The sequence below is a fragment of the Streptomyces sp. NPDC056169 genome (assembly GCF_042268445.1).
In the GTDB taxonomy this organism is placed as follows: Bacteria; Actinomycetota; Actinomycetes; order Streptomycetales; family Streptomycetaceae; genus Streptomyces.
Genome location: NZ_JBHJUO010000015.1, coordinates 140,864 through 166,078 on the forward strand (window position 1 = coordinate 140,864; position 25,215 = coordinate 166,078).

27 protein-coding genes and 1 tRNA gene are annotated in these 25,215 nt (G+C 71.1%); 12 read left to right on the forward strand and 16 right to left on the reverse strand.

Annotation, left to right across the window (positions count from 1 at the left end):
• The first annotated feature begins 69 nt into the window (after window positions 1–69).
• The 4 genes from nhaA to ACFC0G_RS25465 all read left to right on the forward strand — a co-directional run bounded on the left by nhaA (window position 70) and on the right by ACFC0G_RS25465 (window position 3,285).
• Window positions 70–1,461: a Na+/H+ antiporter NhaA gene (gene nhaA, locus ACFC0G_RS25450; protein WP_376407011.1), complete on the forward strand. Its 1,392-nt coding sequence runs from the start codon at window positions 70–72 to the stop codon at window positions 1,459–1,461.
• Window positions 1,462–1,537: 76 nt separating this feature from the next.
• Window positions 1,538–2,023, forward strand: a complete 486-nt coding sequence (locus tag ACFC0G_RS25455) for a phage holin family protein (protein ID WP_376407013.1) — start codon at window positions 1,538–1,540, stop codon at window positions 2,021–2,023.
• Window positions 2,020–2,955: an alpha/beta fold hydrolase gene (locus ACFC0G_RS25460; protein WP_376407015.1), complete on the forward strand. Its 936-nt coding sequence runs from the start codon at window positions 2,020–2,022 to the stop codon at window positions 2,953–2,955. Before ACFC0G_RS25455 ends, ACFC0G_RS25460 begins: the two co-directional genes overlap by 4 nt.
• 135 nt (window positions 2,956–3,090) lie before the next feature.
• The gene (locus ACFC0G_RS25465; protein ID WP_376407017.1) at window positions 3,091–3,285 is read left to right on the forward strand and encodes a hypothetical protein; all 195 of its coding nucleotides are present in this window, start codon (window positions 3,091–3,093) and stop codon (window positions 3,283–3,285) included.
• 51 nt (window positions 3,286–3,336) lie between these two features.
• Here the strand turns inward: ACFC0G_RS25465 and ACFC0G_RS25470 are convergent, their stop codons facing one another.
• From ACFC0G_RS25470 to nth, 3 genes are all read right to left on the reverse strand, one after another.
• Complete coding sequence (locus ACFC0G_RS25470) at window positions 3,337–4,536, reverse strand: MarP family serine protease (RefSeq protein WP_376407019.1); 1,200 nt, start codon at window positions 4,534–4,536, stop codon at window positions 3,337–3,339.
• A gap of 46 nt (window positions 4,537–4,582) precedes the next feature.
• Complete coding sequence (locus tag ACFC0G_RS25475) at window positions 4,583–5,317, reverse strand: NUDIX hydrolase (RefSeq protein ID WP_376407021.1); 735 nt, start codon at window positions 5,315–5,317, stop codon at window positions 4,583–4,585.
• Window positions 5,318–5,388: 71 nt separating this feature from the next.
• On the reverse strand, window positions 5,389–6,333 hold the full coding sequence (gene nth / locus ACFC0G_RS25480; RefSeq protein ID WP_376407023.1) for an endonuclease III: 945 nt from the start codon (window positions 6,331–6,333) through the stop codon (window positions 5,389–5,391).
• Window positions 6,334–6,639: 306 nt separating this feature from the next.
• Here nth and ACFC0G_RS25485 point away from each other — a divergent pair, with 306 nt between their 5' ends.
• The gene (locus ACFC0G_RS25485; RefSeq protein WP_015034542.1) at window positions 6,640–7,314 is read left to right on the forward strand and encodes a Crp/Fnr family transcriptional regulator; all 675 of its coding nucleotides are present in this window, start codon (window positions 6,640–6,642) and stop codon (window positions 7,312–7,314) included.
• Between the two features lie 74 nt (window positions 7,315–7,388).
• On the opposite strand, the gene ACFC0G_RS25490 is transcribed toward ACFC0G_RS25485, so the two are convergent.
• The 5 genes from ACFC0G_RS25490 to ACFC0G_RS25510 form a co-directional block, all read right to left on the reverse strand.
• Window positions 7,389–8,273: a prohibitin family protein gene (locus tag ACFC0G_RS25490; protein WP_376407024.1), complete on the reverse strand. Its 885-nt coding sequence runs from the start codon at window positions 8,271–8,273 to the stop codon at window positions 7,389–7,391.
• Window positions 8,274–8,388: 115 nt separating this feature from the next.
• Window positions 8,389–9,219, reverse strand: a complete 831-nt coding sequence (locus tag ACFC0G_RS25495; RefSeq protein WP_376407026.1) for an MBL fold metallo-hydrolase — start codon at window positions 9,217–9,219, stop codon at window positions 8,389–8,391.
• Window positions 9,219–10,100, reverse strand: a complete 882-nt coding sequence (locus ACFC0G_RS25500) for an NUDIX hydrolase (protein ID WP_376407028.1) — start codon at window positions 10,098–10,100, stop codon at window positions 9,219–9,221. The genes ACFC0G_RS25495 and ACFC0G_RS25500 overlap by 1 nt, the downstream gene beginning before the upstream one ends.
• Window positions 10,101–10,305: 205 nt before the next feature.
• Window positions 10,306–10,773, reverse strand: a complete 468-nt coding sequence (locus ACFC0G_RS25505; RefSeq protein WP_024760179.1) for a RidA family protein — start codon at window positions 10,771–10,773, stop codon at window positions 10,306–10,308.
• Window positions 10,770–10,928 carry a DUF4177 domain-containing protein gene (locus ACFC0G_RS25510; RefSeq protein WP_015034547.1) on the reverse strand — a complete coding sequence of 53 codons (159 nt, stop codon included), beginning with the start codon at window positions 10,926–10,928 and terminating at the stop codon, window positions 10,770–10,772. Before ACFC0G_RS25510 ends, ACFC0G_RS25505 begins: the two co-directional genes overlap by 4 nt.
• Before the next feature lie 73 nt (window positions 10,929–11,001).
• On the opposite strand from ACFC0G_RS25510, the gene ACFC0G_RS25515 reads away from it, so the two are divergent.
• A complete protein-coding gene (locus ACFC0G_RS25515; RefSeq protein ID WP_376407031.1) occupies window positions 11,002–11,964 on the forward strand; it encodes an ArsA family ATPase in 963 nt (320 codons plus the stop codon).
• Window positions 11,965–12,065: 101 nt separating this feature from the next.
• Window positions 12,066–13,448: an ArsA family ATPase gene (locus ACFC0G_RS25520; protein ID WP_376407224.1), complete on the forward strand. Its 1,383-nt coding sequence runs from the start codon at window positions 12,066–12,068 to the stop codon at window positions 13,446–13,448.
• Window positions 13,449–13,490: 42 nt separating this feature from the next.
• On the opposite strand, the gene ACFC0G_RS25525 is transcribed toward ACFC0G_RS25520, so the two are convergent.
• The gene (locus tag ACFC0G_RS25525) at window positions 13,491–13,835 is read right to left on the reverse strand and encodes a WhiB family transcriptional regulator (RefSeq protein ID WP_015034550.1); all 345 of its coding nucleotides are present in this window, start codon (window positions 13,833–13,835) and stop codon (window positions 13,491–13,493) included.
• 416 nt (window positions 13,836–14,251) lie between these two features.
• Between ACFC0G_RS25525 and ACFC0G_RS25530 the strand changes: the two genes are divergently transcribed.
• Entirely contained in the window at window positions 14,252–16,492 is a 2,241-nt protein-coding gene (locus ACFC0G_RS25530) for a transglycosylase domain-containing protein (RefSeq protein WP_376407033.1), read from the forward strand.
• Between the two features lie 110 nt (window positions 16,493–16,602).
• Here ACFC0G_RS25530 and ACFC0G_RS25535 read toward each other — a convergent pair whose 3' ends face one another.
• Complete coding sequence (locus ACFC0G_RS25535; protein ID WP_376407035.1) at window positions 16,603–17,067, reverse strand: GatB/YqeY domain-containing protein; 465 nt, start codon at window positions 17,065–17,067, stop codon at window positions 16,603–16,605.
• 74 nt (window positions 17,068–17,141) lie between these two features.
• Between ACFC0G_RS25535 and ACFC0G_RS25540 the strand changes: the two genes are divergently transcribed.
• The 3 genes from ACFC0G_RS25540 (at window position 17,142) to ACFC0G_RS25550 (ending at window position 18,956) form a co-directional block, all read left to right on the forward strand.
• Window positions 17,142–18,080, forward strand: coding sequence for a metallophosphoesterase (locus tag ACFC0G_RS25540; RefSeq protein WP_376407037.1), 939 nt, complete (start codon window positions 17,142–17,144; stop codon window positions 18,078–18,080).
• A 17-nt stretch (window positions 18,081–18,097) separates the two neighbouring features.
• Window positions 18,098–18,844, forward strand: a complete 747-nt coding sequence (locus ACFC0G_RS25545) for a Pr6Pr family membrane protein (RefSeq protein ID WP_376407039.1) — start codon at window positions 18,098–18,100, stop codon at window positions 18,842–18,844.
• Window positions 18,845–18,882: 38 nt separating this feature from the next.
• Window positions 18,883–18,956, forward strand: a tRNA-Pro gene (locus ACFC0G_RS25550).
• Window positions 18,957–19,145: 189 nt separating this feature from the next.
• On the opposite strand, the gene ACFC0G_RS25555 is transcribed toward ACFC0G_RS25550, so the two are convergent.
• The 5 genes from ACFC0G_RS25555 to ACFC0G_RS25575 form a co-directional block, all read right to left on the reverse strand.
• Entirely contained in the window at window positions 19,146–20,762 is a 1,617-nt protein-coding gene (locus ACFC0G_RS25555) for an MFS transporter (RefSeq protein WP_376407041.1), read from the reverse strand.
• Between the two features lie 97 nt (window positions 20,763–20,859).
• Window positions 20,860–21,147: an SHOCT domain-containing protein gene (locus tag ACFC0G_RS25560; RefSeq protein ID WP_376407043.1), complete on the reverse strand. Its 288-nt coding sequence runs from the start codon at window positions 21,145–21,147 to the stop codon at window positions 20,860–20,862.
• 32 nt (window positions 21,148–21,179) lie between these two features.
• A complete protein-coding gene (locus ACFC0G_RS25565; protein WP_376407045.1) occupies window positions 21,180–21,641 on the reverse strand; it encodes a DUF6325 family protein in 462 nt (153 codons plus the stop codon).
• Window positions 21,642–21,784: 143 nt separating this feature from the next.
• Window positions 21,785–22,663, reverse strand: a complete 879-nt coding sequence (locus ACFC0G_RS25570) for a glycosyltransferase family 2 protein (protein ID WP_376407047.1) — start codon at window positions 22,661–22,663, stop codon at window positions 21,785–21,787.
• 153 nt (window positions 22,664–22,816) lie between these two features.
• Window positions 22,817–23,419, reverse strand: coding sequence for a gamma carbonic anhydrase family protein (locus tag ACFC0G_RS25575; protein ID WP_376407049.1), 603 nt, complete (start codon window positions 23,417–23,419; stop codon window positions 22,817–22,819).
• A 188-nt stretch (window positions 23,420–23,607) separates the two neighbouring features.
• On the opposite strand from ACFC0G_RS25575, the gene ACFC0G_RS25580 reads away from it, so the two are divergent.
• On the forward strand, window positions 23,608–24,768 hold the full coding sequence (locus ACFC0G_RS25580; RefSeq protein ID WP_376407051.1) for a serine/threonine-protein kinase: 1,161 nt from the start codon (window positions 23,608–23,610) through the stop codon (window positions 24,766–24,768).
• A gap of 27 nt (window positions 24,769–24,795) precedes the next feature.
• On the opposite strand, the gene ACFC0G_RS25585 is transcribed toward ACFC0G_RS25580, so the two are convergent.
• Window positions 24,796–25,077, reverse strand: a complete 282-nt coding sequence (locus ACFC0G_RS25585; RefSeq protein ID WP_376407053.1) for a hypothetical protein — start codon at window positions 25,075–25,077, stop codon at window positions 24,796–24,798.
• Window positions 25,078–25,215 lie beyond the last annotated feature (138 nt).

Here is a 25,215-nt window from a genome sequence, read left to right on the forward strand (position 1 = left end):
ATACCTAGGTGCGCCGGGAAGTCTGGTCGGCATGTGCTTCGCCCTGCCCGCCCGACGGAGGTTTCCCACGTGTCCGCACCCACCGACCGCAAGTTTCTCGGCCGGCTCTCCCTGCCCGAGCGGCGCTACCTCACGGATGCCCTGCGCACCGAGACCGTCGGCGGCGTGCTCCTCCTCCTCGCCGCCGTGGCCGCCCTCATCTGGGCCAACACCCCCGCGGCCGAGAGCTACAAGACGGTCCAGGACTTCCACATAGGCCCCAGCGCCCTCGGGCTCGACCTGTCGATCCAGCACTGGGCGGCCGACGGGCTCCTCGCGATCTTCTTCTTCGTCGCCGGCATCGAGCTCAAGCGCGAGCTCGTCGCGGGCGAGCTCCGCGACCCCAAGGCCGCCGCGCTCCCCGTCATCGCCGCGATCTGCGGCATGGCCGCGCCCGCCCTCGTCTACGCCCTGGTCAACACCCTCGGCAACGGCTCGATGGACGGCTGGGCCGTACCCACCGCGACCGACATCGCGTTCGCGCTCGCCGTCCTCGCCGTCATCGGCACCTCGCTGCCGTCCGCGCTGCGCGCCTTCCTGCTGACCCTCGCCGTCGTCGACGACCTCTTCGCAATCCTGATCATCGCGGTCTTCTTCACCAGCGACCTGAACTTCGCCGCGCTCGGCGGCGCCGTCGCCGGACTCGTCCTCTTCTGGGTCCTGCTCCGCGCGAACGTCCGCGGCTGGTACGTGTACGTCCCGCTGGCCCTCGTCATCTGGGCCCTGATGTACAACAGCGGCGTCCACGCCACCATCGCCGGCGTCGCGATGGGCCTGATGCTGCGCTGCACCACCCGCGAGGGTGAGAAGCACTCCCCCGGCGAGCACATCGAGCACCTCGTACGCCCGCTCTCGGCCGGCCTCGCCGTACCGCTGTTCGCGCTCTTCTCCGCCGGTGTCAGCATCTCCGGCGGGGCGATCGGCGACGTCTTCACCCAGCCGGTCACCCTCGGCGTCGTCCTCGGCCTCGTCGTCGGCAAGGCCATCGGCATCTTCGGCGGCACCTGGCTCGCCGCCCGCTTCACCAAGGCCGAGCTCAACCCCGACCTGACCTGGCCGGACGTCTTCGCCGTCGCCTCCCTCGCCGGCATCGGCTTCACCGTCTCCCTGCTCATCGGCGAGCTCGCCTTCGTCGGCGACGAGGCCCTCACCGACGAGGTGAAGGCCGCCGTCCTCATCGGCTCCCTCATCGCGGCCGTCCTCGCCTCCGTCCTGCTGAAGCTCCGGGTCCGCAAGTACCAGGCGCTCATCGCCGACGAGGAGCGCGACGAGGACCACGACGGCATCCCGGACATCTACGAGCAGGACAACCCGGCGTACCACCTGCGCATGGCGGAGATCTACGAGCGGAAGGCCGCCGAGCACCGCGAGCGCGCCCAAGCGGCGGGGGCATCGCGCGACGAGGCCGACCGTCCGGCATGATCTGACTCGGACCGTAGAAGAGGACTCGCACCGTAAGAAGAGAACCTCGGACCGCAGAAGAGAAGAGGGAGCAGCGATGAGCGACCCGTTCGACGGGACCGAGCGCAGCCTGGGCCAGCTGGTCGCCTCGGCGACCGCCGAGATGTCCGCGCTGGTGCACGACGAGATCGCCCTGGCCAAGGCCGAGATCAGGCAGGACGTCAAGCGTGGCGCGATCGGCAGCGTCGCGGGCATCACCGCCGGCGTGATGCTGCTGTTCTCGCTGCCGATGCTGAGCTTCGCCCTCGCGTACGCCATCAACACCTGGACCGGCGGGCACAACGGCAACGGGGGCTGGAACCTCGTCTGGTGCTTCCTGCTCTCCTTCGCGGCGAACGTACTGATCGCCGGGCTCCTCGGCTTCATCGCGTACGCCAAGTTCCGCAAGGTGAAGCCGCCGGAGAAGTCCATCGCCTCCGCGAAGGAGACGGCCGCCCTGCTGTCCACGGTGAAGCCCCACCCGCGCCCGGAGCCGGCCAAGGCGCTGGACAAGGCCTCCGCTGTGGCACGCTCGTCCGTATGACCCTCCCCGAGAGCAGCAGCGGCAACGGCGGGCCCGTCCGGCTCGACGGGCCGTGGACCCATCGCGACGTGGCCGCCAACGGCGCCCGCTTCCACATCGCCGAGATGGGCGACGGCCCGCTGGTGCTGCTCCTCCACGGCTTCCCGCAGTTCTGGTGGACCTGGCGCCACCAGCTGCCGGCCCTCGCCGACGCGGGGTTCCGGGCCGTGGCGATGGACCTCCGCGGGGTGGGCGGCAGCGACCGCACGCCCCGGGGTTACGACCCCGCCAACCTGGCCCTCGACATCACCGGCGTCATCCGCTCCCTCGGGGAGCCGGACGCGGCGCTCGTCGGCCACGACCTGGGCGGCTACCTCGCCTGGACGGCGGCCGTGATGCGGCCCAAGCTGGTGCGCCGCCTGGCCGTCTCGTCGATGCCGCACCCGCGCCGCTGGCGGTCGGCGATGCTCGCCGACTTCTCCCAGTCGCGGGCCGGCTCGCACATCTGGGGCTTCCAGCAGCCGTGGCTCCCGGAGCGCCGGCTCGTCGCGGACGACGCGGCGCTCGTCGGGGAGCTCATCCGGGACTGGTCGGGGCCGCGCCCCGCCGACGAGGAGGCCGTCGAGGTCTACCGGCGGGCGATGCTGGTCCCGTCGACGGCGCACTGCTCGATCGAGCCGTACCGCTGGATGGTGCGCTCCCTGGCCCGCCCCGACGGCATCCAGTTCAACCGGCGCATGAAGCGGCCCGTACGGGTGCCGACGCTGCACCTCCACGGCTCCATGGACCCGGTGATGCGGACCCGCAGCGCGGCCGGCTCGGGCGAGTACGTGGAGGCGCCGTACCGCTGGCGGCTCTTCGACGGACTCGGCCACTTCCCGCACGAGGAGGACCCGGTGGCCTTCTCCACGGAGCTCGTCAACTGGCTGAAGGACCCCGAGCCCGACCGCTGACACACCGTCTGAACAGCGGTCCGGCCACGCTTCTGACGCACAGGCATCCGTCGAACGGCCATGTGCCCGGCGCATACTCCAATTGGCGGGCCCCCGGGCGGTTACCGACCTTGGGCCACGGGCAGACGTCGAGGTATGGGCTGGACGCACGACTACGGTGACACAGCACGCAACCGCCGCTCGGCCGCTGGGCCGGGCTCCCGAGAGAGGGGTGGCCCGCAGGACCAGGGCCACGCGCACGCCGTGCAAGGGGTAGGGATCTCGCGCATCCTGCGCCGCCGGGCCCGGTGGGTCTCGGCCCGGCTCCGGCATCCACGCGACACCCCCTAGGGGGTACGCGGCGTACGCGGGGAACGGGCGATTCAAGCGGTACGAGCGGGATCAGAGGGCGCAGGCCTGGGTGTCGACCTCCTGGACGGCGGTCCGGCCGCGCTCGATGTCCTCGCGGATCTCGTCGACCGTCAGGGCGTACCCCGTGTTCACGTCGTCGAGGGAGCGGGCGAAGATCACGCCGTACACCTCGCCGTCGTCGGTGAGGAGCGGGCCGCCGGAGTTGCCCTGGCGGACCGTCGCGTACAGCGAGTACACGTCCCTGCGCACCTCGTCCCGCTGGTAGATGTCGGGGCCCTTGGCGCTGATACGGCCCCGGACGCGTGCCGATCGCACGTCGTACGCGCCGTTCTCCGGGAAGCCGGCGACGATCGCGCCGTCGCCGCTGCGGGCGTCCTCCTCGGAGAAGGTCAGCGGCTCCGCCTTGAGGGCCGGCACGTCCAGGACGGCGATGTCGCGCTGCCAGTCGTAGAGGACGACCTTCGCGTCGTAGAGCTTGCCCTCGCCGCCTATCTGGACGGTCGGCTCGTCGACCCCGCCGACGACATGGGCGTTGGTCATGACCCGGCGGTCGGCGAAGACGAAGCCGGTGCCCTCGAAGACCTTGCCGCAGCTCTGCGCGGTGCCGACGACCTTCACGATAGAGCGCTGGGCGCGGTCGGCGACCGGGCTGTCGGCGAGCGCCGGGTCGGGCGGGGTGACCGGGGTGATCGGCTCGTTGGCGAAGGGGCTGAAGACCGGCGGGAAGCCGCTGCGGGCCAGGGTGGAGCTGAAGTCGTCGAACCAGCCGGACGCCTGATCCGGCATCACCTGCTCGACCCCGAGCAGGACCTTCGAGTTCCGCACCTCCTTGCCCAGGGTGGGCAGCGAGGTACGGGCGAGGGCGGAGCCGATCAGCCAGGCCACGAGGAGCATCGCGACGACGTTCACGAGGGCGCCGCCGGTGGCGTCCAGGGCGCGCACCGGTGACCAGGTGATGTGCCGGCGCAGTTTGTTGCCGAGGTGGGTGGTGAACGCCTGGCCGACCGAGGCGCAGACGATGACCACCATCACGAAGACGACCGTCGCCGTGGTCGAGACCTCGCTGTCGTCCGTCAGCTGCTCCCAGAGGACCGGGAGCAGCAGCACGGCGACGAGACCGCCGCCGAGGAACCCGATCACCGACAGGATGCCGACCACGAATCCCTGGCGATATCCGATGACGGCGAACCACACGGCGGCGAGCAGCAACAAGATGTCCAGCACGTTCACCGTCGTTAGCCTCGCAAATTCGTTTCGGTCGCCCGGGGTCAGCCTGTCATGAGCGCCAGTCGAGCGGGACCTGCTTGGCCCGGTCCCAGGGACGCTCCCAGCCGGAGAAGTGCAGGAGCCGGTCGATCACTCCGGCGGTAAAACCCCAGACCAGAGCGGACTCGACCAGGAACGCGGGGCCCTGGTGGCCGCTCGGGTGGACGGCCGTCGCACGGTTCGCGGGATCCGTGAGATCCGCCACGGGCACGGTGAAGACACGGGCGGTCTCGCCGGGGTCGACGACCCCGACCGGGCTCGGGGCCCGCCACCAGCCGAGGACGGGGGTGACGACGAAGCCGCTGACCGGGATGTAGAGCTGCGGGAGCACGCCGAAGATCTGGACCCCCGCCGGGTCGAGCCCGGTCTCCTCCCGGGCCTCCCGCAGGGCGGCGCGCAGCAGCCCGCCGTCCGCCGGGTCGCCGTCCTCCGGGTCGAGGGCGCCGCCCGGGAAGGAGGGCTGCCCGGCGTGCGAGCGCAGGCTGCCGGCGCGCTCCATGAGGAGCAGCTCGGGACCGCGCTCGCCCTCGCCGAAGAGGACGAGGACGGCGGACTGGCGGCCGGCGCCGCTCGCGGGCGGCAGGAAGCGGCTCAGCTGCTCGGGCGCGACCGTGCGGGCGGCCCGGTCGACGGGGCCGAGCCAGCCGGGCAGCCCGGCCCGGTCGACCAGGCCGCCGGTGCCGGGGCCGCGGCCCTCTCGGCCACGGACGTGCTCGCCGTGGATGTCTTCGTCAGTGCGCGTCATAGGCACCCCGTGTTTCACAACGCGATCGGTGGACGGGTTCGTTCCCGGCGGCTCGGTCCCGGGGGCCGGTCTCAGCCACTCGCGCCCAGCGGGGGCGCGGGGCGGCCCGGGTAGCCGGGCGGCGGGTCGAGCCGCTGGCCCGGGAAGCCGCCCATCTCGTACTTGAGCAGCTTCTTCGCCTTCTCCGGGTCCGTCTCGCCCTCGCCGTACGAGGGGCAGAGGTGGGTGATGGGGCAGGCGCCGCACGCGGGCTTGCGGGCGTGGCAGATCCGGCGGCCGTGGAAGATCACCCGGTGCGAGAGCATGGTCCACTCGCTCTTCGGGAAGATCTCGGCGATCTCCGCCTCGATCTTGACCGGGTCCTCCTGCTCGGTCCACTTCCAGCGCCGCACGAGGCGCATGAAGTGGGTGTCGACGGTGATGCCGGGGACCCCGAAGGCGTTCCCGAGGACGACGAACGCGGTCTTGCGGCCGACGCCGGGGAGCTTGACGAGGTCCTCCAGGCGGCCCGGCACCTCTCCGCCGAAGTCGTCCCTGAGGGCAGCGGCCAGGCCCATGATCGACTTGGTCTTGGCCCGGAAGAAGCCGGTCGGGCGGATCAGCTCCTCGACCTCCTCCGGCACGGCGGCGGCGAGGTCCTCGGGCGTGGGGTACTTCGCGAAGAGGGCGGGAGTGGTCTGGTTGACCCGCAGGTCGGTGGTCTGCGCGGAGAGGACCGTGGCGACGAGCAGCTCGAAGGGGTTCCGGAAGTCGAGCTCCGGGTGGGCGTACGGGAAGACCTCGGCGAGCTCGCGGTTGATCTTCCGCGCCCGCCGGACCATCGCGAGCCGCGACTCGGGCTTGGCCGCCTTGGTCGGCCTCGCCGACTTGGCTGATCCCGCCGACTTGGCCGCCTTGGCCGATTCCGCGGGCTCGGTCGCCTTGGCCGACCCCGCCGGCTTGGCTGCCCTGGCCGACCCCGCCGCCTTGGCCGCCGACTTGGCCGACCCTGCCGACTTGGCCGTTTCGGAGCCCACAACTGTCCGATTCGAGGCTTTCGCCCGCTTCGACACGCCGTGTTCGCCCACAGCGGAATAACCTTCGCCCGACACTCTTTCAGCCCCCTTGGCCTGCGCTCTCACCGGCGAGTTGGACACCCGGCCAGCCTAGGGGCCACCACCGACATCCGCCCCGGGCATGGCCGATCGGACCTCAAACGGGCCCCTGCCGTACGCGCGGGTAGCCAAGTGCGTCAAACTTGTTGTGATTGATCGCACTGTTTTGTGCGTCCGGCATCATGGGACCCAGGTCCTTTGAGCAGGTCGACAGTATGGAGAGAACTCGTGGACGACGTTCTGCGGCGCGCCCCGCTCTTCGCGGCGCTCGATGACGAGCAGGCCGCCGAGCTGCGCGCCTCGATGAGTGAGGCGACGCTCGCCCGTGGCGACGCGCTGTTCCACGAAGGCGACCCCGGTGACCGCCTGTACGTGGTCACCGAGGGCAAGGTGAAGCTGCACCGCACCTCCCCCGACGGCCGCGAGAACATGCTGGCGGTCCTCGGCCCCGGCGAGCTCATCGGTGAGCTCTCCCTCTTCGACCCGGGCCCGCGCACCGCGACCGCCACGGCGCTGACCGAGGTCAAGCTGCTCGGTCTCGGCCACGGCGACCTCCAGCCCTGGCTGAACGCCCGCCCCGAGGTGGCCACCGCGCTGCTCCGCGCGGTCGCCCGCCGGCTGCGCAAGACCAACGACCAGATGTCCGACCTGGTCTTCTCCGACGTGCCGGGCCGTGTCGCCCGCGCGCTCCTCGACCTGTCGCGCCGCTTCGGCGTGCAGTCGGAGGAGGGCATCCACGTCGTGCACGACCTCACCCAGGAGGAGCTGGCCCAGCTGGTCGGCGCCTCCCGCGAGACGGTCAACAAGGCGCTCGCCGACTTCGCCCAGCGCGGCTGGCTGCGTCTTGAGGCCCGCGCGGTGATCCTGCTGGACGTGGAGCGCCTCGCGAAGCGCTCGCGGTAGGCACCTCCGTACGTAAGCGAAAGGCCGCCCCGGTCGTCGGACCGGGGCGGCCTTTCGCGTACGTGCGGGGACGGTCAGCGCTTCGAGCCGTCCACGATCACGGGGGCCGAGGCGCCGTTCGCGCAGGGCACGGTGTAGATCGGGTTCTTCGCCGCGGCCTCCTTGAACGCGTCGATGCACTGGTTCATCAGGACCTTGTCCGTCAGCGAGTCGTTGAGGATCCTGTTGGCGCGGGCGATGCCCTCCGCCTCGATCCGGCGCCGGTCGGACTCGGCCTTGGCCGTACGGGCGGCCTCAAGGGCACGCTCGGTCGACTGCTGCTGCTGGATCTTGCGGTCGATCTGGCCCTGGAGCGAGTCCGAGGGCTTCACGTTGCGCAGGTTGACCGTGGTCACGTCGATCCCGCGCGGGACGAGGCGCTCCTTGATCAGGGCGCCGATCTCGGCGTTGATCTTCTCGCGGTCGGAGGCGTACCCCTGCTCGCTGGTGTAGCGGGCGAAGACGTTACGGACGATCTCCCGGCTGTCCGGGTAGACGAGCCGCTGCTGGATGGCGTCCTCGCTGCCCGCGAGCTTGTACAGCTCGACGGACTTGGCCGGGACGACGGCCCACTTCACCGTCACCTCGGCGTACATGACACCGCCCTGCGAGGAGCGGACCTCGACCACGTCCTTGTCGGAGAGGTTGAGGTCGACGGGGCGGGTGGAGAAGGTCGTGACGTCGGTGAACGGCGACTTCACGTGCATGCCCGAGGTCATGGGCGAGCCCACCTTGCCGAAGGCGACCGGCACACCGACCTCGTACGCGCTGATCACGTAGGTCATGCTCACGATCAACGAGAACACACCGGCCAGGACGGCGCCGAGGGCACCGAACTTCAGCCCCTTGGAGTCGTTGGCGCGGCCGACGAAGAAGAGCACCACTGCGGCTATGACCAGCAGGATGGCGATGACGAACACGGGCGTTCCCCCCGAGAGCTACGGCCAGAAGTAAGCGGAGCGTAAAGCACAGGTCAAGACGACCGACGCGGCGGGGGCTCGCTCGGTTCCGGATCGTGACAACTCCACCCGCCGCTCAGACCAGGCCGCGCTCCCGCAGGTACTCCAGCTGCGCCCGTACGGACAGCTCCGCCGCGGGCCACAGCGAGCGGTCCACGTCCGCGTACACGTGCGCGACGACCTCCGCCGCCGTCCGGTGGCCGCTCTCGACCGCCGTCTCGACCTGGGCGAGCCGGTTCGCCCGGTGCGCCAGATAGAACTCCACGGCCCCCTGCGCGTCCTCCAGGACCGGCCCGTGCCCCGGCAGGACCGTGTGCACCCCGTCGTCGACGGTGAGCGAGCGCAGCCGCCGCAGCGAGTCCAGGTAGTCGCCGAGCCGCCCGTCCGGATGCGCGACCATCGTCGTGCCGCGCCCCAGGATCGTGTCCCCCGTCAGCACCGCCCGGTCGGCGGGCAGATGGAAGGAGAGCGAGTCCGAGGTGTGCCCGGGCGTCGGGACGACCCGTACCTCCAGGCCGCCGACCGCCACCACGTCCCCCTCGCCGAGCCCCTCGTCGCCGAGCCGCAGCGCCGGGTCGAGGGCCCGCACGGCGGTCCGGGTCAGCTCGGCGAAGCGGCCCGCACCCTCGGCGTGGTCCGGGTGGCCGTGGGTGAGCAGGGTGAGCGCGACCCGCTTGCCGAGCTTCTCGGCGGTCTCGACGACATGGCGCAGATGGCCCTCGTCGAGCGGACCCGGGTCGACGACGACGGCGAGGTCCGAGCCGGGCTCGGAGAGGAGCCAGGTGTTCGTGCCGTCGAGGGTCATCGCCGACGGGTTCGGCGCGAGGACGTTCACCGCGCGGTCGGTCGCGGGACCGGAGACGACGAGCCCGCGCGGCTGCCCGGGCAGGGCGGCGGCGTCGCTCATCACGCACCCCCGACCGGGATGATCTTGGTGAACTCCTCGTGCCCCGGCCAGCTCAGGACCAGCTCGTCGCCCTCCAGGCGCGCCTGTGCGAGCACGGGGGCCAGGTCCTGGTCCCCGGCCGCTCCCAGCGCCTCGGCGGCCGTGCCGTACGGCTCCAGGGCGCGCAGGGTCGAGATCGTCGGCGGCATCATCGTCAGCTCGCCGCGGTCGTAGCCGGCCGCGGCCTCCGCCGGGCGGATCCAGACGGTCCGGTCGGCCTCCGTGGAGGCGTTGCGGGTGCGCTGCCCGGCCGGGAGCGCGGCCACGAAGAACCACGTGTCGTACCGGCGCTGCTCGAACTCGGGCGTGATCCAGCGGGCCCACGCGCCGAGCAGGTCCGAGCGCAGGACGAGCCCGCGCCGGTCGAGGAAGTCGGCGAAGGACAGCTCCCGGGCGACGAGCGCCTCCCGGTCCCGCTCCCAGTCCTCGCCGGTGGTGTCGCCGACCACGGTGTCCGCGGTCTCCCCGGCGAGCAGGACGCCCGCCTCCTCGTACGTCTCGCGCACGGCGGCACAGACCACGGCCTGGGCCTGCGCGGCGTCGCCCTCGTCGAACCCGAGGCGCGCGGCCCAGGCACCGAGGGAGGGCCCCGCCCAGCGGACCGGCTGCTCGTCACGCGGGTCGACCCCGCCGCCGGGGTAGGCGTACGCGCCGCCCGCGAAGGCCATCGAGGCGCGGCGGCGCAGCATGTGCACATCCGGCCCCGCGGCCCCGTCCCGCAGGAGGAGCACGGTGGCGGCGCGCCGGGGGCTCACCGGGGTGAGCTCGCCCGCGGCGAGGGCGCGGATGCGGTCGGGCCATTCCGGCGGGTACCACTGACCGTTCGGCTGAGCATTCGACATGGGCGGATGCTATGCGCAAGCACGCAATTGCACGAGAGCCGGTTCCCTCCGACGCGCGCCGACGCGCGAGAGCCGGTTCCGTCTCACGTGCGAGAGCCGGTTCCGTCTCACGTACGAGAGCCGGTCCCCTCCCACACACGAGAGAGAGCCGGTTCCCTCCCACGAAGGAACCGGCTCTTCACGCACTGTGCGGGGTTACGGGCGGTCAGGCCTCCAGCTCCACCTGGACCTCGACCTCGACCGGCGCGTCGAGCGGCAGCACGGCCACGCCGACGGCGCTGCGCGCGTGCACGCCCTTGTCGCCGAGGACCGCGCCGAGCAGCTCGCTCGCGCCGTTGATGACGCCCGGCTGCCCGGTGAAGTCGGAGGCGGAGGCGACGAAGCCCACGACCTTCACGACCCGCTTGATCCGGTCCAGGTCACCGGCGACCGACTTCACGGCCGCGAGGGCGTTCAGCGCGCAGGTGGCCGCGAGCTGCTTGGCCTCCTCGGCGGTGACCTCGTCGCCGACCTTGCCGGTCACCGAGAGCTTGCCCCCCACCATCGGGAGCTGGCCCGAGGTGTAGACGTACACGCCCGACTGCACGGCCGGCTGGTACGCGGCCAGCGGCGGCACGACCTCCGGCAGGGTCAGGCCGAGCTCGGCGAGCTTCGCCTCGACGGCCCCGCTCACGACTTGGCCCGCTTCAGGTAGGCCACGAGCTGCTCGGGGTTGTTCGGCCCGGGCACGACCTGGACGAGCTCCCAGCCGTCCTCGCCCCAGGTGTCCAGAATCTGCTTCGTCGCGTGCACCAGAAGCGGCACCGTGACGTACTCCCACTTGGTCATGGAGGCGACTGTATCCGCTGCCGCGGGGCGGCCTCCTGATTGGGCGCCGCCGCCAGTGGTTAGGCTCGACAGCGTGAGCAGGCTCCAGGTCGTCAGCGGCAAGGGCGGTACCGGTAAGACGACGGTCGCCGCCGCCCTCGCGCTCGCCCTCGCGACGGAGGGCAAACGCACCCTCCTCGTCGAGGTCGAAGGCAGACAGGGCATCGCACAGCTCTTCGAGACGGAAGCGCTTCCGTACGAAGAACGCAAGATCGCCGTCGCGCCGGGCGGCGGCGAGGTGTACGCGCTGGCCATCGACGCCGAGCGCGCGCTCCTCGACTACCTCCAGATGTTCTACAAACTGGGCAGCGCGGGGCGGGCCCTGAAGAAGCTCGGCGCGATCGACTTCGCGACGACGATAGCCCCGGGGGTACGGGACGTCCTGCTGACCGGCAAAGCGTGCGAGGCGGTCAGACGGCGCGAGAAGCACGGCGGCCACACCTACGACCACGTGGTCATGGACGCGCCGCCCACCGGCCGCATCACCCGCTTCCTCAACGTCAACGACGAGGTCGCGGGGCTCGCCAGGATCGGCCCGATACACAACCAGGCGCAGGCCGTCATGCGGGTCCTCAAGTCGCCCGAGACGGCGGTCCATCTGGTGACGCTCCTGGAGGAGATGCCGGTCCAGGAGACGGCGGACGGCATCGCGGAGCTCCGCGCGGCCGAACTGCCGGTGGGGCGGGTCGTGGTGAACATGGTCCGCCCGCACGTCCTCGACGAGGCGGCGGTACGGGCCGCCTCCGGCGACCACCGGGACGCGATCGCGCGGAGCCTGGCCTCCGCCGGCGTCACGGGCGGCACGCGGCTCGTCGAACCGCTCCTCGACCAGGCGGCCGAGCACGCCCGGCGGGTGGAGCTGGAGCGGGAGCAGCGGGCGGTCCTGGACGGCATCGGCGTGCCCGCGTACGAGCTCCCCTTCCTCGGGGACGGCGGGGACATCGCGGGGCTCTACCGGCTGGCGAAGGAACTGCGGAAGCAAGGGGTGGGCGCGTGACGGAGAAGGCGACCGCCGAGGGGACTCCCGGCCCGACCGGTATCGACACGGCCGGCCTCGACGTGACCGGTGTCGCCACGACCGGCCTCGACGCATCCGGTATCAACGCGACCGGTCTCGACACGGCCGGCCTCGACACGGCCGGCCTCGACGCGGTCCCCGTGCTGGAGCTCGACCCGCTCATCGACGACCGGGGCACCCGCATCATCGTCTGCTGCGGCGCGGGCGGGGTCGGCAAGACGACCACGGCGGCGGCCCTCGGCGTACGGGCGGCGGAGCGCGGCCGGCGCGTGGTCGTGCTCACCATCGACCCTGCGCGGCGGCTGGCGCAGTCGATGGGCATCGACTCCCTCGACAACACGCCCCGCAAGGTCGACGGGATCAAGGGGTCCGACGGCGGCGAACTGCACGCCATGATGCTCGACATGAAGCGGACCTTCGACGAGATCGTCGAGGCGCACGCGGACCCCGAGCGGGCCCGGGCGATCCTGGAGAACCCCTTCTACCAGTCCCTGTCGGCCGGATTCGCCGGTACGCAGGAGTACATGGCGATGGAGAAGCTGGGGCAGCTCCGGGCGCGCGACGAGTGGGACCTGATCGTGGTCGACACGCCGCCGTCCCGTTCGGCCCTGGACTTCCTGGACGCGCCGAAGCGGCTGGGGTCCTTCCTCGACGGGAAGTTCATCAAACTGCTCATGGCCCCGGCGAAGGTGGGCGGCCGGGCCGGGATGAAGTTCCTCAACGTCGGCATGTCGATGATGACGGGGACGCTCGGGAAGCTCCTCGGGGGCCAGTTCCTCAAGGACGTGCAGACCTTCGTGGCGGCGATGGACACGATGTTCGGCGGTTTCCGGACCCGCGCCGACGCCACGTACCGACTGCTCCAGGCCCCGGGCACGGCCTTCCTCGTCGTCGCCACGCCGGAGCGGGACGCGCTGCGCGAGGCCGCGTACTTCGTGGAGCGGCTCGCGGCCGAGGAGATGCCGCTGGCGGGTCTCGTCCTCAACCGCGTCCACGGCAGCGGCGCGGCCGGCCTCTCGGCCGAGCGGGCGCGGGCCGCCGCGGAAAATCTTGACGAGGGGCGCATGACGGATCAGGGGGGCGGGAAGACTGCTCGAAGTGGCTCCCCGGCCACGTCGCCCGAGCTGTCAGACCTCGCCACCACCGCCGCCGCCGTACCTTCCGTACCCGAGGCTGCCCCCACAGCCGAACCGGCCGCACAGCACCCAGACGTACGCACACACGCACACGCACATGACGACGTAGACGTAGACGTACGACATCTCACCGCGGGACTTCTGCGCCTGCATGCCGAGCGCATGCGGGTGCTCGCGCGTGAGCAGCGCACGCGCGACCGCTTCACCGCGCTCCACCCCGAGGTGGCGGTGGCCGAAGTGGCCGCCCTGCCCGGCGATGTGCACGACCTCGCCGGGCTGCGGGCCATCGGTGACCGGCTCACGGCCGGGCGCATGCCCTCGGCCTGAGCCTCTGCTGTTCCCGTTCCCGTCCCCGTACGCGCTCGGGGACTAGCCGACCGCGGCGTACGCCTCGTACGTCGCGTCGTCCTCGATCGCCACGGGCAGCAGGCCCGCACCCCGCTCGTACTCCGTCCGCGCGGTCTCCAGGAGCCGGCGCCACGAGGTGACGGTCGGCCGTCGGCGCAGCAGGGCGCGTCGCTCGCGCTCCGTCATGCCGCCCCACACACCGAACTCCACGCGGTTGTCGAGGGCGTCGGCGAGGCACTCGGTCCGCACCGGACATCCGGTGCACACCGCCTTTGCCCTGTTCTGTGCCGCTCCCTGCACGAAAAGTTCATCCGGATCGGTAGTGCGGCAGGCCGCCTGCGCACTCCAGTCAGCTACCCAGCCCATACCGGCGCCGTCCTCTCCCGAATCGAGGCTCCCCCACGGCGGCAGCGGCATATTCACCGCTGCCAGTTGGGACGTTACGGAAGGTGGGCACAGCGCAACACCCCCTTCGGGCCCAATCTTGAATGGCCCGAACGGACTATGCGTGCGCGTCAGATCACCCAGGGGAGTGATCGAAGGACATGCGTGTGATAGGGGACATACCGCCTGGATACGCCCTTCCTCACCGGCTCCATTTCAGACACCGGGTGACGCATGGTCCGGAAACGGACACGAGCTTCCCGTGTTTCGGGGTCACGGGAATTCATGTCGATGTCACGCACGGGTCTTGATGCGAGACCGCACTGCTGTGACAGTTGTGAGCAGCTTAGGCCAAGGCATATACGCGTGTCCGGCGAATGAGAACGTAGGCTGCCCCCATGGCAAAGAAGCGCTCGGGCGGTGGTCTGACCGGGACCCAGCAGGCCGCCAAGTTCCTCGGTGTCAGTGTGCTCTCCGGAGCCGTGCTGGCGGGCATCGCCCTGCCCGCGGCCGGAGCACTCGGCTTGGCCGCGAAGGGCACGGTCGAGGGATTCGACGAGATCCCCTCCAACCTGAAGACCCCGCCGCTGAGTCAGCGCACCACCATTCTCGACGCCGAGGGCGGTCTCCTCGCCACGGTGTACTCGCGGGACCGGAAGGTCGTCCCGCTGGACAAGATCTCCCCGTACATGCAGAAGGCGATCGTCGCGATCGAGGACGGCCGCTTCTACGAGCACGGGGCGATCGACCTCAAGGGCGTGCTGCGCGCGATCAACCGCAACGCGCAGTCGGGCGGGGTCTCGCAGGGCGCGTCCACGCTGACCCAGCAGTACGTGAAGAACGTCTTCGTCGAGGAGGCCGGCGACGACCCCGAGAAGGTCGCGCAGGCCACCCAGCAGACCATCGGCCGCAAGGTCCGCGAGCTGAAGTTCGCGATCCAGGTCGAGGAGGAGCTGGGCAAGAAGAAGATCCTCGAGAACTACCTCAACATCACGTTCTTCGGGCAGCAGGCGTACGGCATCGAGGCCGCCTCCCAGCGGTACTTCTCCAAGCCGGCCGCCGACCTGACCCTGGGCGAGGCGGCGATGATGGCCGGTCTCGTCCAGTCGCCGAGCCGCTACGACCCGATCAACGACATCCAGGAAGCCACCAAGCGCCGCAACGTGGTCCTCCAGCGGATGGCCGACGTGAACGACATCAGCCAGGCGGAGGCGGACAAGGCGAAGGCCACGCCGCTCAAGCTGAAGGTCAAGACGCCGAAGAACGGCTGCATCACCGCCGTCGACGGCGCCGGCTTCTTCTGCGACTACGTCCGCAAGACGATCCTCAGCAGCCCGGTCTTCGGGAAGACGGCCGAGGAGCGGCAGAAGCTGTGGAACCTCGGCGGTCTCACCGTCAGGACCACGCTCGACCCGAAGGCGCAGGCGGCGGCCAACGAGGCCGCCGTGGCCAAGGTCAACAAGGACGACGGGGTCGCGACCGCCGTCGTCCAGGTCCAGCCCGGCACCGGCAAGATCCTGTCGATGGGCCAGTCCCGCCCGTACGGCCTGGACCAGAAGCAGCACCAGACGACGCTCAACCTCGCCGTCGGCAGCAAGATGGGCGGCACCACGTACGGCTTCCCGGTCGGCTCGACCTTCAAGCCGATCACGGCCGCCGCCGCCCTGGAGAAGGGGCTGAGCCCGGCGCAGAGCTTCGACACGCCGTGGAAGATCAACATGAAGGAAAACGACTTCACGCGCTGCGACGGCAAGCCGGCGGGCTACGCCGACTGGTCCGTCCAGAACGAGCTCGAGTCGGAAAAGGGCATGTACGACATGACGAGTGCCCTCGGCAAGTCCATCAACACGTACTTCGCCAAGCTGGAGCAGATGGCCGGCCTGTGCGAGACGCTGACGATGGCGAAGAACGTCGGCTACGAGCGCGAGCTGGGCAAGCACATCATGCAGAGCCCGTCGGCCACGCTCGGCAGCCTCGAGAGCACCCCGCTCGACATGGCCTCCGTCTACGCCACCTTCGCCAACCGCGGCATGTACTGCACCCCGGTCGCCATCGAGTCGATCAAGGCCGCCAACGGCGACAAGCTGAACGTGCCGCAGAGCAAGTGCTCGCGGGCGATGTCCGACCGCACCGCCGACACCATCAATCAGATGCTGAAGGGCGTGGTCGAGGACGGCACCGGTACGCGGGCGGGTCTGACCGACCGGGACAACGCGGGCAAGACCGGTACCACCGAGGGCCGCAAGGACGCCTGGTTCGTCGGCTACACGCCGGACCTGTCCACCGCCGTCTGGGTCGGCGACGACGTCGGCAAGCGCGACGAGATGTTCGACCTCACCATCGGCGGCGTCTACTACGACAAGGTCTGCGGTGGCTGCCTCCCCGGCCCGATCTGGCGGATCGCGATGACGGGCGCCCTGGGCGACGAGAAGCCGGGCTTCAACACCATCTCCGTACCGCGGGCCGAGAAGCCCAAGGACAAGGAGAAGGAAGGCGACGAAGGCCCGAACAAGCCGAAGAAGCCGGGCGACGCCAAGCCGGGCGAGACGAAGCCGCCGAAGAACCCGTTCCCCGGGATCACGATCCCGCCGGACATGTTCGGCGACGGCAACGCCAACCGCCGCGGCGGAAACCGCTGACGCGGAGACAGACAGACGGATACGAGGAAGGGCGCCCCACCAGGAGTGGGGCGCCCTTCCTCGTACGTGTTCCGTGTACGTACTCCGTGTACGTGATCCGCGGCGGCTGATCAGCCCGCGAGCAGCTTCTTCACCGAGGCGGCGACACGCCCGCCGTCGGCCTGGCCGGCCACCTTCGGGCTCACGATCTTCATGACGGCGCCCATGGCACGCGGCCCCTCGGCGCCCGCCGCCTTCGCCTCCTCGACGGCCGCGGCGACGATCCCGTCGAGCTCCTCGTCGCTGAGCTGCTTCGGCAGGTACGCGTCGAGGAGGACGCCCTCGGCCCGCTCCCGCTCGGCCGACTCGGCGCGGCCGCCCTGGGCGAAGGCCTCCGCGGCCTCGCGGCGCTTCTTCGCCTCCTTGGCGATCACCTTCAGCACCTCGTCGTCGGAGAGTTCGCGCTTGGACTTGCCCGAGACCTCCTCCATGGTGATCGCGGTGATGGTCAGCCGCAGGGTCGAGGAACGCAGTTCGTCGCGCCCCCTGATCGCGGCGTCGAGGTCGGCCTTGAGCTTCTCCTTGAGCGTGGTCATGGGGTCAAGTGTGGCAGGTGCCCCACCCCACCCGCCCGCACATTTCCACCCGCCGGGTCTGCGACGATGGTGCGATGCGCGCACGGTACGGGCTCCCCCTGAAGGTCACGGCAGGTCTCACGGCGACAGCCGCGGCAGGAATCGTCTACGCGGCCGGCTTCGAAGCCCGCTCGTTCCGGCTCCGCCGCGTGACCGTGCCCGTACTCCCGCGCGGCATGCGCGACCTGCGGGTCCTTCAGGTCTCCGACATCCACATGGTGAGCGGCCAGCGCAAGAAGCGGGCCTGGCTCCAGTCGCTCGCGGGGCTCCGCCCGGACTTCGTCGTCAACACCGGCGACAACCTCTCCGACACCGAGGCCGTCCCGGAGGTCCTGGACGCGCTCGGCCCGCTGATGGAGTTCCCGGGCGTGTACGTCTTCGGCTCCAACGACTACTACGGGCCGACGCTGCGCAACCCCGGCCGCTACCTGAGGGAGAAGGTCCAGGGCCGCCACGGCCTCAACGGCAACAAGCCGGTCGTCGGCGCCGTCCACAACCCGTGGGAGGGCATGCGGGACGCCTTCGACGCGGCCGGCTGGGTGAACCTCACCAACACCCGCGGCACGCTCAAGCTGCCCGAGGCCGAACTGGCCTTCACCGGCCTGGACGACCCGCACATCAAGCGCGACCGGTACGAGCGGGTGGCCGGCGGCCCCGACACGGAGGCCGACTTCACGGTGGGCGTCGTCCACGCCCCGTACCTGCGCTCGCTCGACGCCTTCACGGCGGACGGCTACGAGCTGATCCTCGCCGGGCACACCCACGGCGGCCAGCTGTGCATCCCCTTCTACGGGGCGCTCGTCACCAACTGCGACCTGGACACGGACCGCGTGAAGGGGCTCTCCACGCACACGGTCGGCGACCACACCTCGTACCTGCACGTCTCGGCGGGCTGCGGCACCAACCGCTTCACCCCGGTCCGCTTCGCCTGCCCGCCCGAGGTCACCCTGCTCACGCTGACGGCGCGCACCTAAGCACCTACGGTGGGGAGATGCTCACGCCCCACTCCGCCGGCTCGTCGGCCGTACCGGCCTCCGCCGTCCTGCCTCCCGCCCCGCGCCGCCCCTTCGTGGCGGCGTTCCGGGGTCTGATCGCCCTGTGCGCGGCGACGGGATTCGTCATCGAGTGCGTCCACGGGAGCGTGCTCGTCGTCCTGAGCTTCTTCACGATCTGGTCGAACCTGCTGGTCGCCGTGGTGTTCGGCTGGGGCGCCGTCCGCGCCTGGAACCGCCGCCCGCCGCTCCCCGCCCTGTGGACCGGCGGCGTCCTGCTCTGCATCTCGGTGGTCGGCCTCGTCTTCCACCTGGTCCTCGACAACGAGGCGAGCGAGTTCAACCAGGCCGCCGAGATCGCCCGCCTCACCGGCGCGAAGGCCGTCGCCAACCAGCTGCTCCACACGGTCACCCCGATCGGCGCGGCGCTCGACTTCCTCCTCCTCACCCTCCCCGGCGCCCTCCGGTGGCGCCACGCCGCCCAGTGGCTCGCGGCCCCGGGCGCCTACTTCGCCTTCGCCCTGATCCGCGGCGAACTGATCTCCCCGGACGCCCCCACCCGCTACACGTACCCGTTCCTCGACGTCACCGTCCACGGCTACGCCGGCGTCCTCGTCAACGCGGTCGTCCTGGGCGCGGCCTTCTACGTCCTGGGCCTCGCGATCGTCGGCCTCGACCGCGTCCGACCTGCGGTGCGGCTCTCCGAAAACCGGATTTCGCCTCAGCGCGCGCGTGGGCTAAAGTAAGCGATGTCGCCGCGACGTGAAGAACAGAGCAGCGACATCGGGGTGTAGCGCAGCTTGGCAGCGCGCTTCGTTCGGGACGAAGAGGTCGTGGGTTCAAATCCCGCCACCCCGACAGCCGTAAGACCAGTTCAGGGGCCTGATCCGCGAAAGCGGGTCGGGCCCCTGAGTGGTTTCCGGGGGTCTTTTCGGGGGCTCTTTTTCGGGGGCTCTCTTTCGGGAGCCCGGTGGGGAGCCGCGGGGGGAGCCGGGTTCGGGTCGCTAGGGCCTATCCGACCGCCGACCCTGATCGACAAGACACCCCCTAGGGCTTCGTCGAGCCGGGCTGGACCGTCGGGATGCGCTGGGTGAAGAACAGGGCGACGAGCGCGGCGAAGGCGAGGATCGCGAGTGCGGCGCGCAGCCCGTCGAGGCGCGCCTCGACGTTCGCGTCCATGACCTGCTGCGTCTGTTCCTCGTCGGCGCCCGCCTCTTCGAGGGCGCTCTGCAGCTGGGCGTCCGAGAGGAACGGGACGCCGCTCTGGAGTTCGGTGGTCGCCTGGGTCTTCACGCTCTCCGGGACCGCCGGGTTCTGCTCGACGCTTGCCAGGAAGGACGAGGTGAGCGAGGCGATCAGGAGCGATCCGGCGAGTGCGGTGCCGATCGAGGCGCCGAGGTTGGTGACGGCGTTCTGGACACCGCCGACCTCCGCGCTCTTCTCCTCCGGCATCGCGGAGACAGTGACGGACCCCAGCTGGGAGGCGAGCGCGCCCATCCCGAGCCCGATCAGGAGCATCGGGATCGTGACCACTTCCGCGCCGGCGTCCGCGTCGAGTGCGGCCATGAGGATCACCGCGCCGAGGAGCAGGGCGACGACCCCGAGGCGTACCACTCGGCGGGGCGAGACATCCGGGAGGAAGCGCGGGATGAGGACCGCGGCGGCGAGCAGGGTCACCGAGAGCGGCAGGAGCCGGGCGCCCGTGGCGAGCGCGGACAGGCCCAGGGCGACGGACAGGTAGAGCGGGACGACGAAGAACACGCCCATCTGGACGAGGTACTGGAAGAAGAACATCGTCAGCCCACCGGTCAGCTGCGTGTTCCGCAGCATGGCGGGGTCGAGGAGGGGTTCCTTGCGCTGCCCGACCAGGCGGGCCTCCCAGCGGAGGAACAGCCAGATCAGCCCGATGCCCAGGAGCATCAGCCACACGGTCAGGGAGATCCCGAACAGGGCGGGGGCGTCGGGCTTGGGCTGGAACCAGCCCCACTCGTCGGAGCGGAGCACACCGTAGACGAAGGTCCCGAGGCCGAGGGCCGAGAGCACGACACCGAGGGCGTCGATGCGCGGCTGTTCCTCGCTCACCGCGTCGGCGATCGAGCGGGAGAAGATGAGGATGCCCAGGACCACGAGGACCTCGCCGGCGAACACCCACCGCCAGGAGAAGTACGCGGTCGCGACGCCGCCGATCAGCGGGCCCACGGCGATCGCCACCGCGGCGGCCGCGGCGACGAGACCGTAGGCGGCGGGGCGCCGCTCCACGGGGAAGTTGCCCGCCACGAGCGCCACGATCGCCGGCAGGATCAGCGCGGCCCCGATGCCCTCCAGGAACGACCAGCCGATCAGCAGCACGGTGAGGTTGGGTGCCAGGGCGGTGGTCAGGGAGCCGCATCCGTAGATGACGCAGCCGATGACGAAGGCGCGTTTCCGGCCGATCATGGCCCCGATCTTCCCGCCGGGGATCATGAACATCGCCATCACCAGGGTGTACGCGGTGATGGCCCCCTGGATCCCCACCACGGTGGTGCCGACGTCCTCGGCCACCGTCGCGATCGAGACGTTCATGACGGAGCTGTCGAGCGCCATCAGGAACTGGCCTGAGGCCAGTACCAGCAGAACGAGTCGCGCCTTCGCGGAGCCTTCGGCCGTGCCTGTTCCCGGTGCCATCCCGGTAGCGTCCCAGCCGCCCGCGAGGTCCGCGCGGCACGACCCGCCGCGCGGACCGATCAATCGACAATTACGGAGCGGGGGCGACCGCGCGCGTTCACGAGCCGAGGATCCGGCTCTTCTGAGCCTCGAACTCCTCCTCGGTCAGTACGCCTTGCTCCTTCAGCTGTCCGAGGTCCTTGAGCTGAGCGATCTTGCTGCTCATGTCGTCGGCCGGTGCGGCGGGCGGAGGAGGGGGCGGCGGCGGAGGTGCCTGCTGGGCCTGCTGCGCTTCCTGCTGCTGGGACCAGCGGCCCGCCTGGCGCCGGGAGACCCGGTTGGAGACCGCGGTCGCCGTCCCGGCCACCACGGCCGTGCGTGCCACCCCTCGAAGAAGTCCTGGCATGTCGGGTTCTCCTTGCTTCAGGGACGTCGGCGTCAGGCGGCGGGCGGGTCGCCCTCGGCCGTCTCCGCGGTGTCGAGCGAGGCCAGCAGGGCTTGCACGGGGATGCGTCCGCCCGCGACGAGCTGCGCACCGTCGCGCCGCAGCACCCGCGCGAGGGGAGCGGCCCAGAGGTTCTCGTACACCAGGATTCCGGCCGCACTGCCGGGTTCGAGCGCCACGCCCGCCTCGTCGATGTCGTCCTGGCCCAGAAGTCCGGACGACACTCCCTCGAACACGGACAGGTCGAGCCGGCCGTCACCGTCCAGGTCCGCCAGCTCCAGCGCGACGACGCTCCCGTCGTCGTCCTTCCGTACGAAGAGGAGGTCGAGGAGGCGGATGACGCCTCGGTCGACGAGGTCGAGAAGGAGAGGGAAGGCCTCACCCGTCATGCGCTTGCCCGGGAACTCGATGACCAGGAAGTCGACGGGTCCCATGTCTTCGATTGCGTCGCTCATGTCTGCTCCATTCCGTACACGCCGCTCGCTGGACGTGGCCGAATCCGGTCTCATCCGGCAAGGCATGGCCGAACAGAGCCCTTCTTCCATGGCAGCACTCTCCGGAACGCTTCGCATCCCGTGGCGGTCCCGCCGGACAGGCCCTAGATGATCGGCGGGCGGCCCAGGCGGGTCATGCGGGCGACCGTGGACCAGCGCATGGGGCGGCGGGGGCCGCAGGGGCGGCGGACGCCTTCGGCGAAGCCGGCGAACCAGGCCGCGAGGCCCGGGAGGGAGCGGGTGCGGGCCAGGGTCAGGAGGGTCCAGACGCCGAGGTAGACGGGGACCAGGAGGACGGGCAGGTTGCGCTTGGCCAGCCAGACGCGGTTGCGGGCGGTCATCCGGTAGTAGACGGCGTGCCGGGCCGGGCTGGTCTTCGGGTGCTGGAGGAGGAGCTCCGGCGCGTACAGGACCTTCCAGTCCGCGTCGAGGGCCCGCCAGGCGAGGTCGGTCTCCTCGTGGGTGAAGAAGAAGTCCTCCGGCCAGTCGCCGATCCGGTCGAGCATCGGCATCGACAGGCCGTGGCCGCCGCCGAGGAACGTCGTCACCTCGCCGCCGAGCAGCGGGTCCTTCGCCCCGAGGCGGGGGACGTGGCGGCGCTGCGTCTCGCCGGTCTCGTCGGCGATGCGGAACGAGACGATCCCGAGGGCCGGGTCGGCCTCGTACAGGTCGGCGAGGCGGCGCAGGACGTCCGTTTCGACGAGCAGGCCGTCGTCGTCGAGGTCCACCACGACGTCGACGTCGCCGCACGCCCGCAGCGTCTCGATGGCCACGTTCCGGCCGCCCGACACTCCCCTGTTCTCGGGGAGTTCGACTCCGGTGACGCCCTCGGGGAGCTCCGGGAGCGAGCCGGTGCCGTTGCCGACCACGACGATCCGGGTGGCCGGTTCGTCCTGTCCCGCCACGGCGTCGAGCAGGGCCCGCAGCTCGGCGGGGCGCGTGCCCATCGTCAGTACCGCCACACCCATACGCGGTCGTGCCACGACCCACTCCGTCCCACGCTCAGCGACAACGCCGTGATGCTAACGGTCGGGGGACACCTTCCGTTCACCCGCGTCACAGGTGTCGTCCACCGGGCGAGGCGGGCGCGAGAGCGGGCGGTCGAGCGGGCGTGAGAGCGGGCCGTCGAGCGGGCGTCAGAGCGGGCGGTCGTCGCGGTGGCGGGCCAGCGCGCGGCCGTAGCGTTCGGAGACGGCCGGCATGAGGCTCTCCCCCTCCTCCGGGCGGTCCAGTCCGAAGACGTAGCCGGGGAAGTCCAGGTCCCTCTGCGTCTCCCAGATCTCGCCGTGGTCGTTCGGCGGGAGGATCCGGGCCGGGTCGCCGACCGCCACCCAGCCGATCGGGACGGTCGAGTCGGCGGGGAGCACCGTCCGCAGGTGCACGATGCCGTTGATACGGACCTCCGAACGCGTACCGACCCTCGCCCCGTTGAACACCCGGCTGCCGGTGGCGAGGAAGACCTCGTCCTCCACCGTGCAGCCGGCGAGGGAGGAGGTCGGTCCGACCAGGACGTGCCGGCCCAGGGTCAGGGGGTCGCGGCGGGTGCCGCGCAGGACCGCGTTCTCCATGACGATGCAGCCCTCGCCGAGCTCCACCGGGCCGCCCTCGGAGGTCAGTACGGCTCCGAAGAGGATCCGGCAGCCGGCGCCGACGCGCACGTCGCCGGAGAGCGTCGCCGTCGGGGCGACGTACGCGGTCGGATGGACGGTCGGCGCATGGCCGTCGTGTTCGATCAGCATCCCGCCATCATGCCCAGGAGCGGAGGCCGGAGGGTGGGAGGCTGTCCGGAGGGTGGGAGGCTGTCCGGAAGGGGGAGCGCGGCGAGGCGCGGCGCCGGGCGGCTCTACGCTGGTTCCCTTCCGTCAAGTTGATCGATCGTCGAAAGGGTGGTCTCCCGGTGCTGGTCGCGGACCGATATCGGCTTCATGTGTGTATCGGCCGGGGCGGCATGGGCGAGGTGTGGCAGGCCACCGACGAGGTCCTCGGGCGGCCGGTGGCCGTGAAGCTGATGCTGGGCCACGGCTCCGACCCCTCCGCGAGCGACCGCTTCCGGCTGGAGGCGCAGACCGCGGCCCGGCTGAGCCACCCGCACGTCGTGGGCGTCTTCGACTTCGGTACGTGGGACGGAAAGCTGTTCCTCGTCATGGAGTTGGTCGAGGGCGACAGCCTCGCGGGCAACCCGTCAGATCCGCTGGTCCTGCCGCCCGAGCGGGTCGCCGTGGTCGCCGCCCACGCCGCCGCCGGGCTCGCGGCCGCCCACCGGCAGGGGGTCGTGCACCGCGACATCAAGCCGGGGAACCTGCTGGTCGACGCCGAGGGCACGGTGAAGCTGGCCGACTTCGGCATCGCGCGGTTCGTCGACGACCCTTCCGGGGCGCTCACCACGACGGGCCAGATCGTCGGCACCGGGCTCTACCTGGCTCCCGAGCGGGCCCTCGGGCAGTCGGCGTCGTCGGCGTCCGACGTGTACTCGCTGGGCTGCGTGCTGTACCAACTCCTCACCGGGCGCCCGCCGTTCCGTGCCGACACGGCCACGGCCCTGCTGTACCAGCACATCGACACCGCGCCGATGCCGCCCGGCCGGCTGGGCGTGGCGCTGCCGCCCGCCTTCGAGACGTACCTGCTGAGCCTGCTGGCCAAGCAGCCCGAGCAGCGGCCCTCGGCGCAGGCGATCGCCGACTGGTTCTCCTCTGGCGCCTGGCGCGGCTATCCGCAGCCCGCCGCCCATCAGCCTCACCAGTCACAGCAACCGCATCCGTCACAGCAACCGCATCCGTCGCATCAGCCTCAGCAGACGTATCAGTCGCCTCAGCCCCATCAGCCTCAGCAGTCGCAGCAGCATGCGCCTGCGCCGCACGCCCCTCAGCAGCACGTGCCCGCGCACCAGCCCGCGCACCAGCCCGCACCTCGTCACGTGCCCCCCACCGCCCCCGTCTCGCGGCGGCGCGAGCGTCCTGCGGCCGGCGTGGGCACGGCCACCGGCGGCCTCGCCGAGCTGTCCCGGCGCCGCCCCCGCAAGACGGCGGCCGTCGCCGGGGCCATCGCCTTCGTCGTCTTCCTGATCATCGGCATGGCCTGGCTCTCCTGACCCGGCCCGGGGCGGAGGGCCCCGTCCTCAGTACAGCCTCGGCGGCATGACGTGCGGCTCCCCGTCCGCCGTCGCGAGCAGCAGGCAGCGCGGTACGCCGGGCCCCGGGGTCGCCCGTACGGACATGGCCGTCGGCGGGTCGGTCGGCAGCTCGATCGGGACGGTGACCGGACGGTCGTCCTTCGTCGTGGCGTGCCCTGTCTCCTTGCCGTCGACGAGGACCTCGACGACGGGTGCGTGCCCGGTCTCGACGGTCGCGGAGACCGAATGTCCCAGGTAGTCGATGTGGAAGTGGTGGCGTCGCCTCATGGGGCACCTCCGTAGGTCACCGCCGTACCGCCGTACCGCCGTCCCTCCTCCAGAGTAGGTACACCCCGCTGCTCCCGCCGCTCCGAAGTGCGGTCGTAGTGCCCCGGTGGTCAGATGGATCGGAACGCCGATCACCGC

What these genes read in the sequence shown, in the direction of transcription:
- ACFC0G_RS25585 (WP_376407053.1), bottom strand. Translation starts at nt 25,077, where the DNA reads ATGAGGCGACGCCACCACTTCCACATCGACTACCTGGGACATTCGGTC.
- ACFC0G_RS25540 (WP_376407037.1), top strand. Translation starts at nt 17,142, where the DNA reads ATGCGCGCACGGTACGGGCTCCCCCTGAAGGTCACGGCAGGTCTCACG.
- ACFC0G_RS25500 (WP_376407028.1), bottom strand. Translation starts at nt 10,100, where the DNA reads ATGTCGAATGCTCAGCCGAACGGTCAGTGGTACCCGCCGGAATGGCCC.
- ACFC0G_RS25535 (WP_376407035.1), bottom strand. Translation starts at nt 17,067, where the DNA reads ATGACCACGCTCAAGGAGAAGCTCAAGGCCGACCTCGACGCCGCGATC.
- ACFC0G_RS25565 (WP_376407045.1), bottom strand. Translation starts at nt 21,641, where the DNA reads ATGAGCGACGCAATCGAAGACATGGGACCCGTCGACTTCCTGGTCATC.
- ACFC0G_RS25530 (WP_376407033.1), top strand. Translation starts at nt 14,252, where the DNA reads ATGGCAAAGAAGCGCTCGGGCGGTGGTCTGACCGGGACCCAGCAGGCC.
- ACFC0G_RS25525 (WP_015034550.1), bottom strand. Translation starts at nt 13,835, where the DNA reads ATGGGCTGGGTAGCTGACTGGAGTGCGCAGGCGGCCTGCCGCACTACC.
- ACFC0G_RS25555 (WP_376407041.1), bottom strand. Translation starts at nt 20,762, where the DNA reads ATGGCACCGGGAACAGGCACGGCCGAAGGCTCCGCGAAGGCGCGACTC.
- ACFC0G_RS25460 (WP_376407015.1), top strand. Translation starts at nt 2,020, where the DNA reads ATGACCCTCCCCGAGAGCAGCAGCGGCAACGGCGGGCCCGTCCGGCTC.
- ACFC0G_RS25545 (WP_376407039.1), top strand. Translation starts at nt 18,098, where the DNA reads ATGCTCACGCCCCACTCCGCCGGCTCGTCGGCCGTACCGGCCTCCGCC.
- ACFC0G_RS25510 (WP_015034547.1), bottom strand. Translation starts at nt 10,928, where the DNA reads ATGACCAAGTGGGAGTACGTCACGGTGCCGCTTCTGGTGCACGCGACG.
- ACFC0G_RS25495 (WP_376407026.1), bottom strand. Translation starts at nt 9,219, where the DNA reads ATGAGCGACGCCGCCGCCCTGCCCGGGCAGCCGCGCGGGCTCGTCGTC.
- ACFC0G_RS25455 (WP_376407013.1), top strand. Translation starts at nt 1,538, where the DNA reads ATGAGCGACCCGTTCGACGGGACCGAGCGCAGCCTGGGCCAGCTGGTC.
- ACFC0G_RS25575 (WP_376407049.1), bottom strand. Translation starts at nt 23,419, where the DNA reads ATGCTGATCGAACACGACGGCCATGCGCCGACCGTCCATCCGACCGCG.
- ACFC0G_RS25465 (WP_376407017.1), top strand. Translation starts at nt 3,091, where the DNA reads ATGGGCTGGACGCACGACTACGGTGACACAGCACGCAACCGCCGCTCG.
- ACFC0G_RS25475 (WP_376407021.1), bottom strand. Translation starts at nt 5,317, where the DNA reads ATGACGCGCACTGACGAAGACATCCACGGCGAGCACGTCCGTGGCCGA.
- ACFC0G_RS25560 (WP_376407043.1), bottom strand. Translation starts at nt 21,147, where the DNA reads ATGCCAGGACTTCTTCGAGGGGTGGCACGCACGGCCGTGGTGGCCGGG.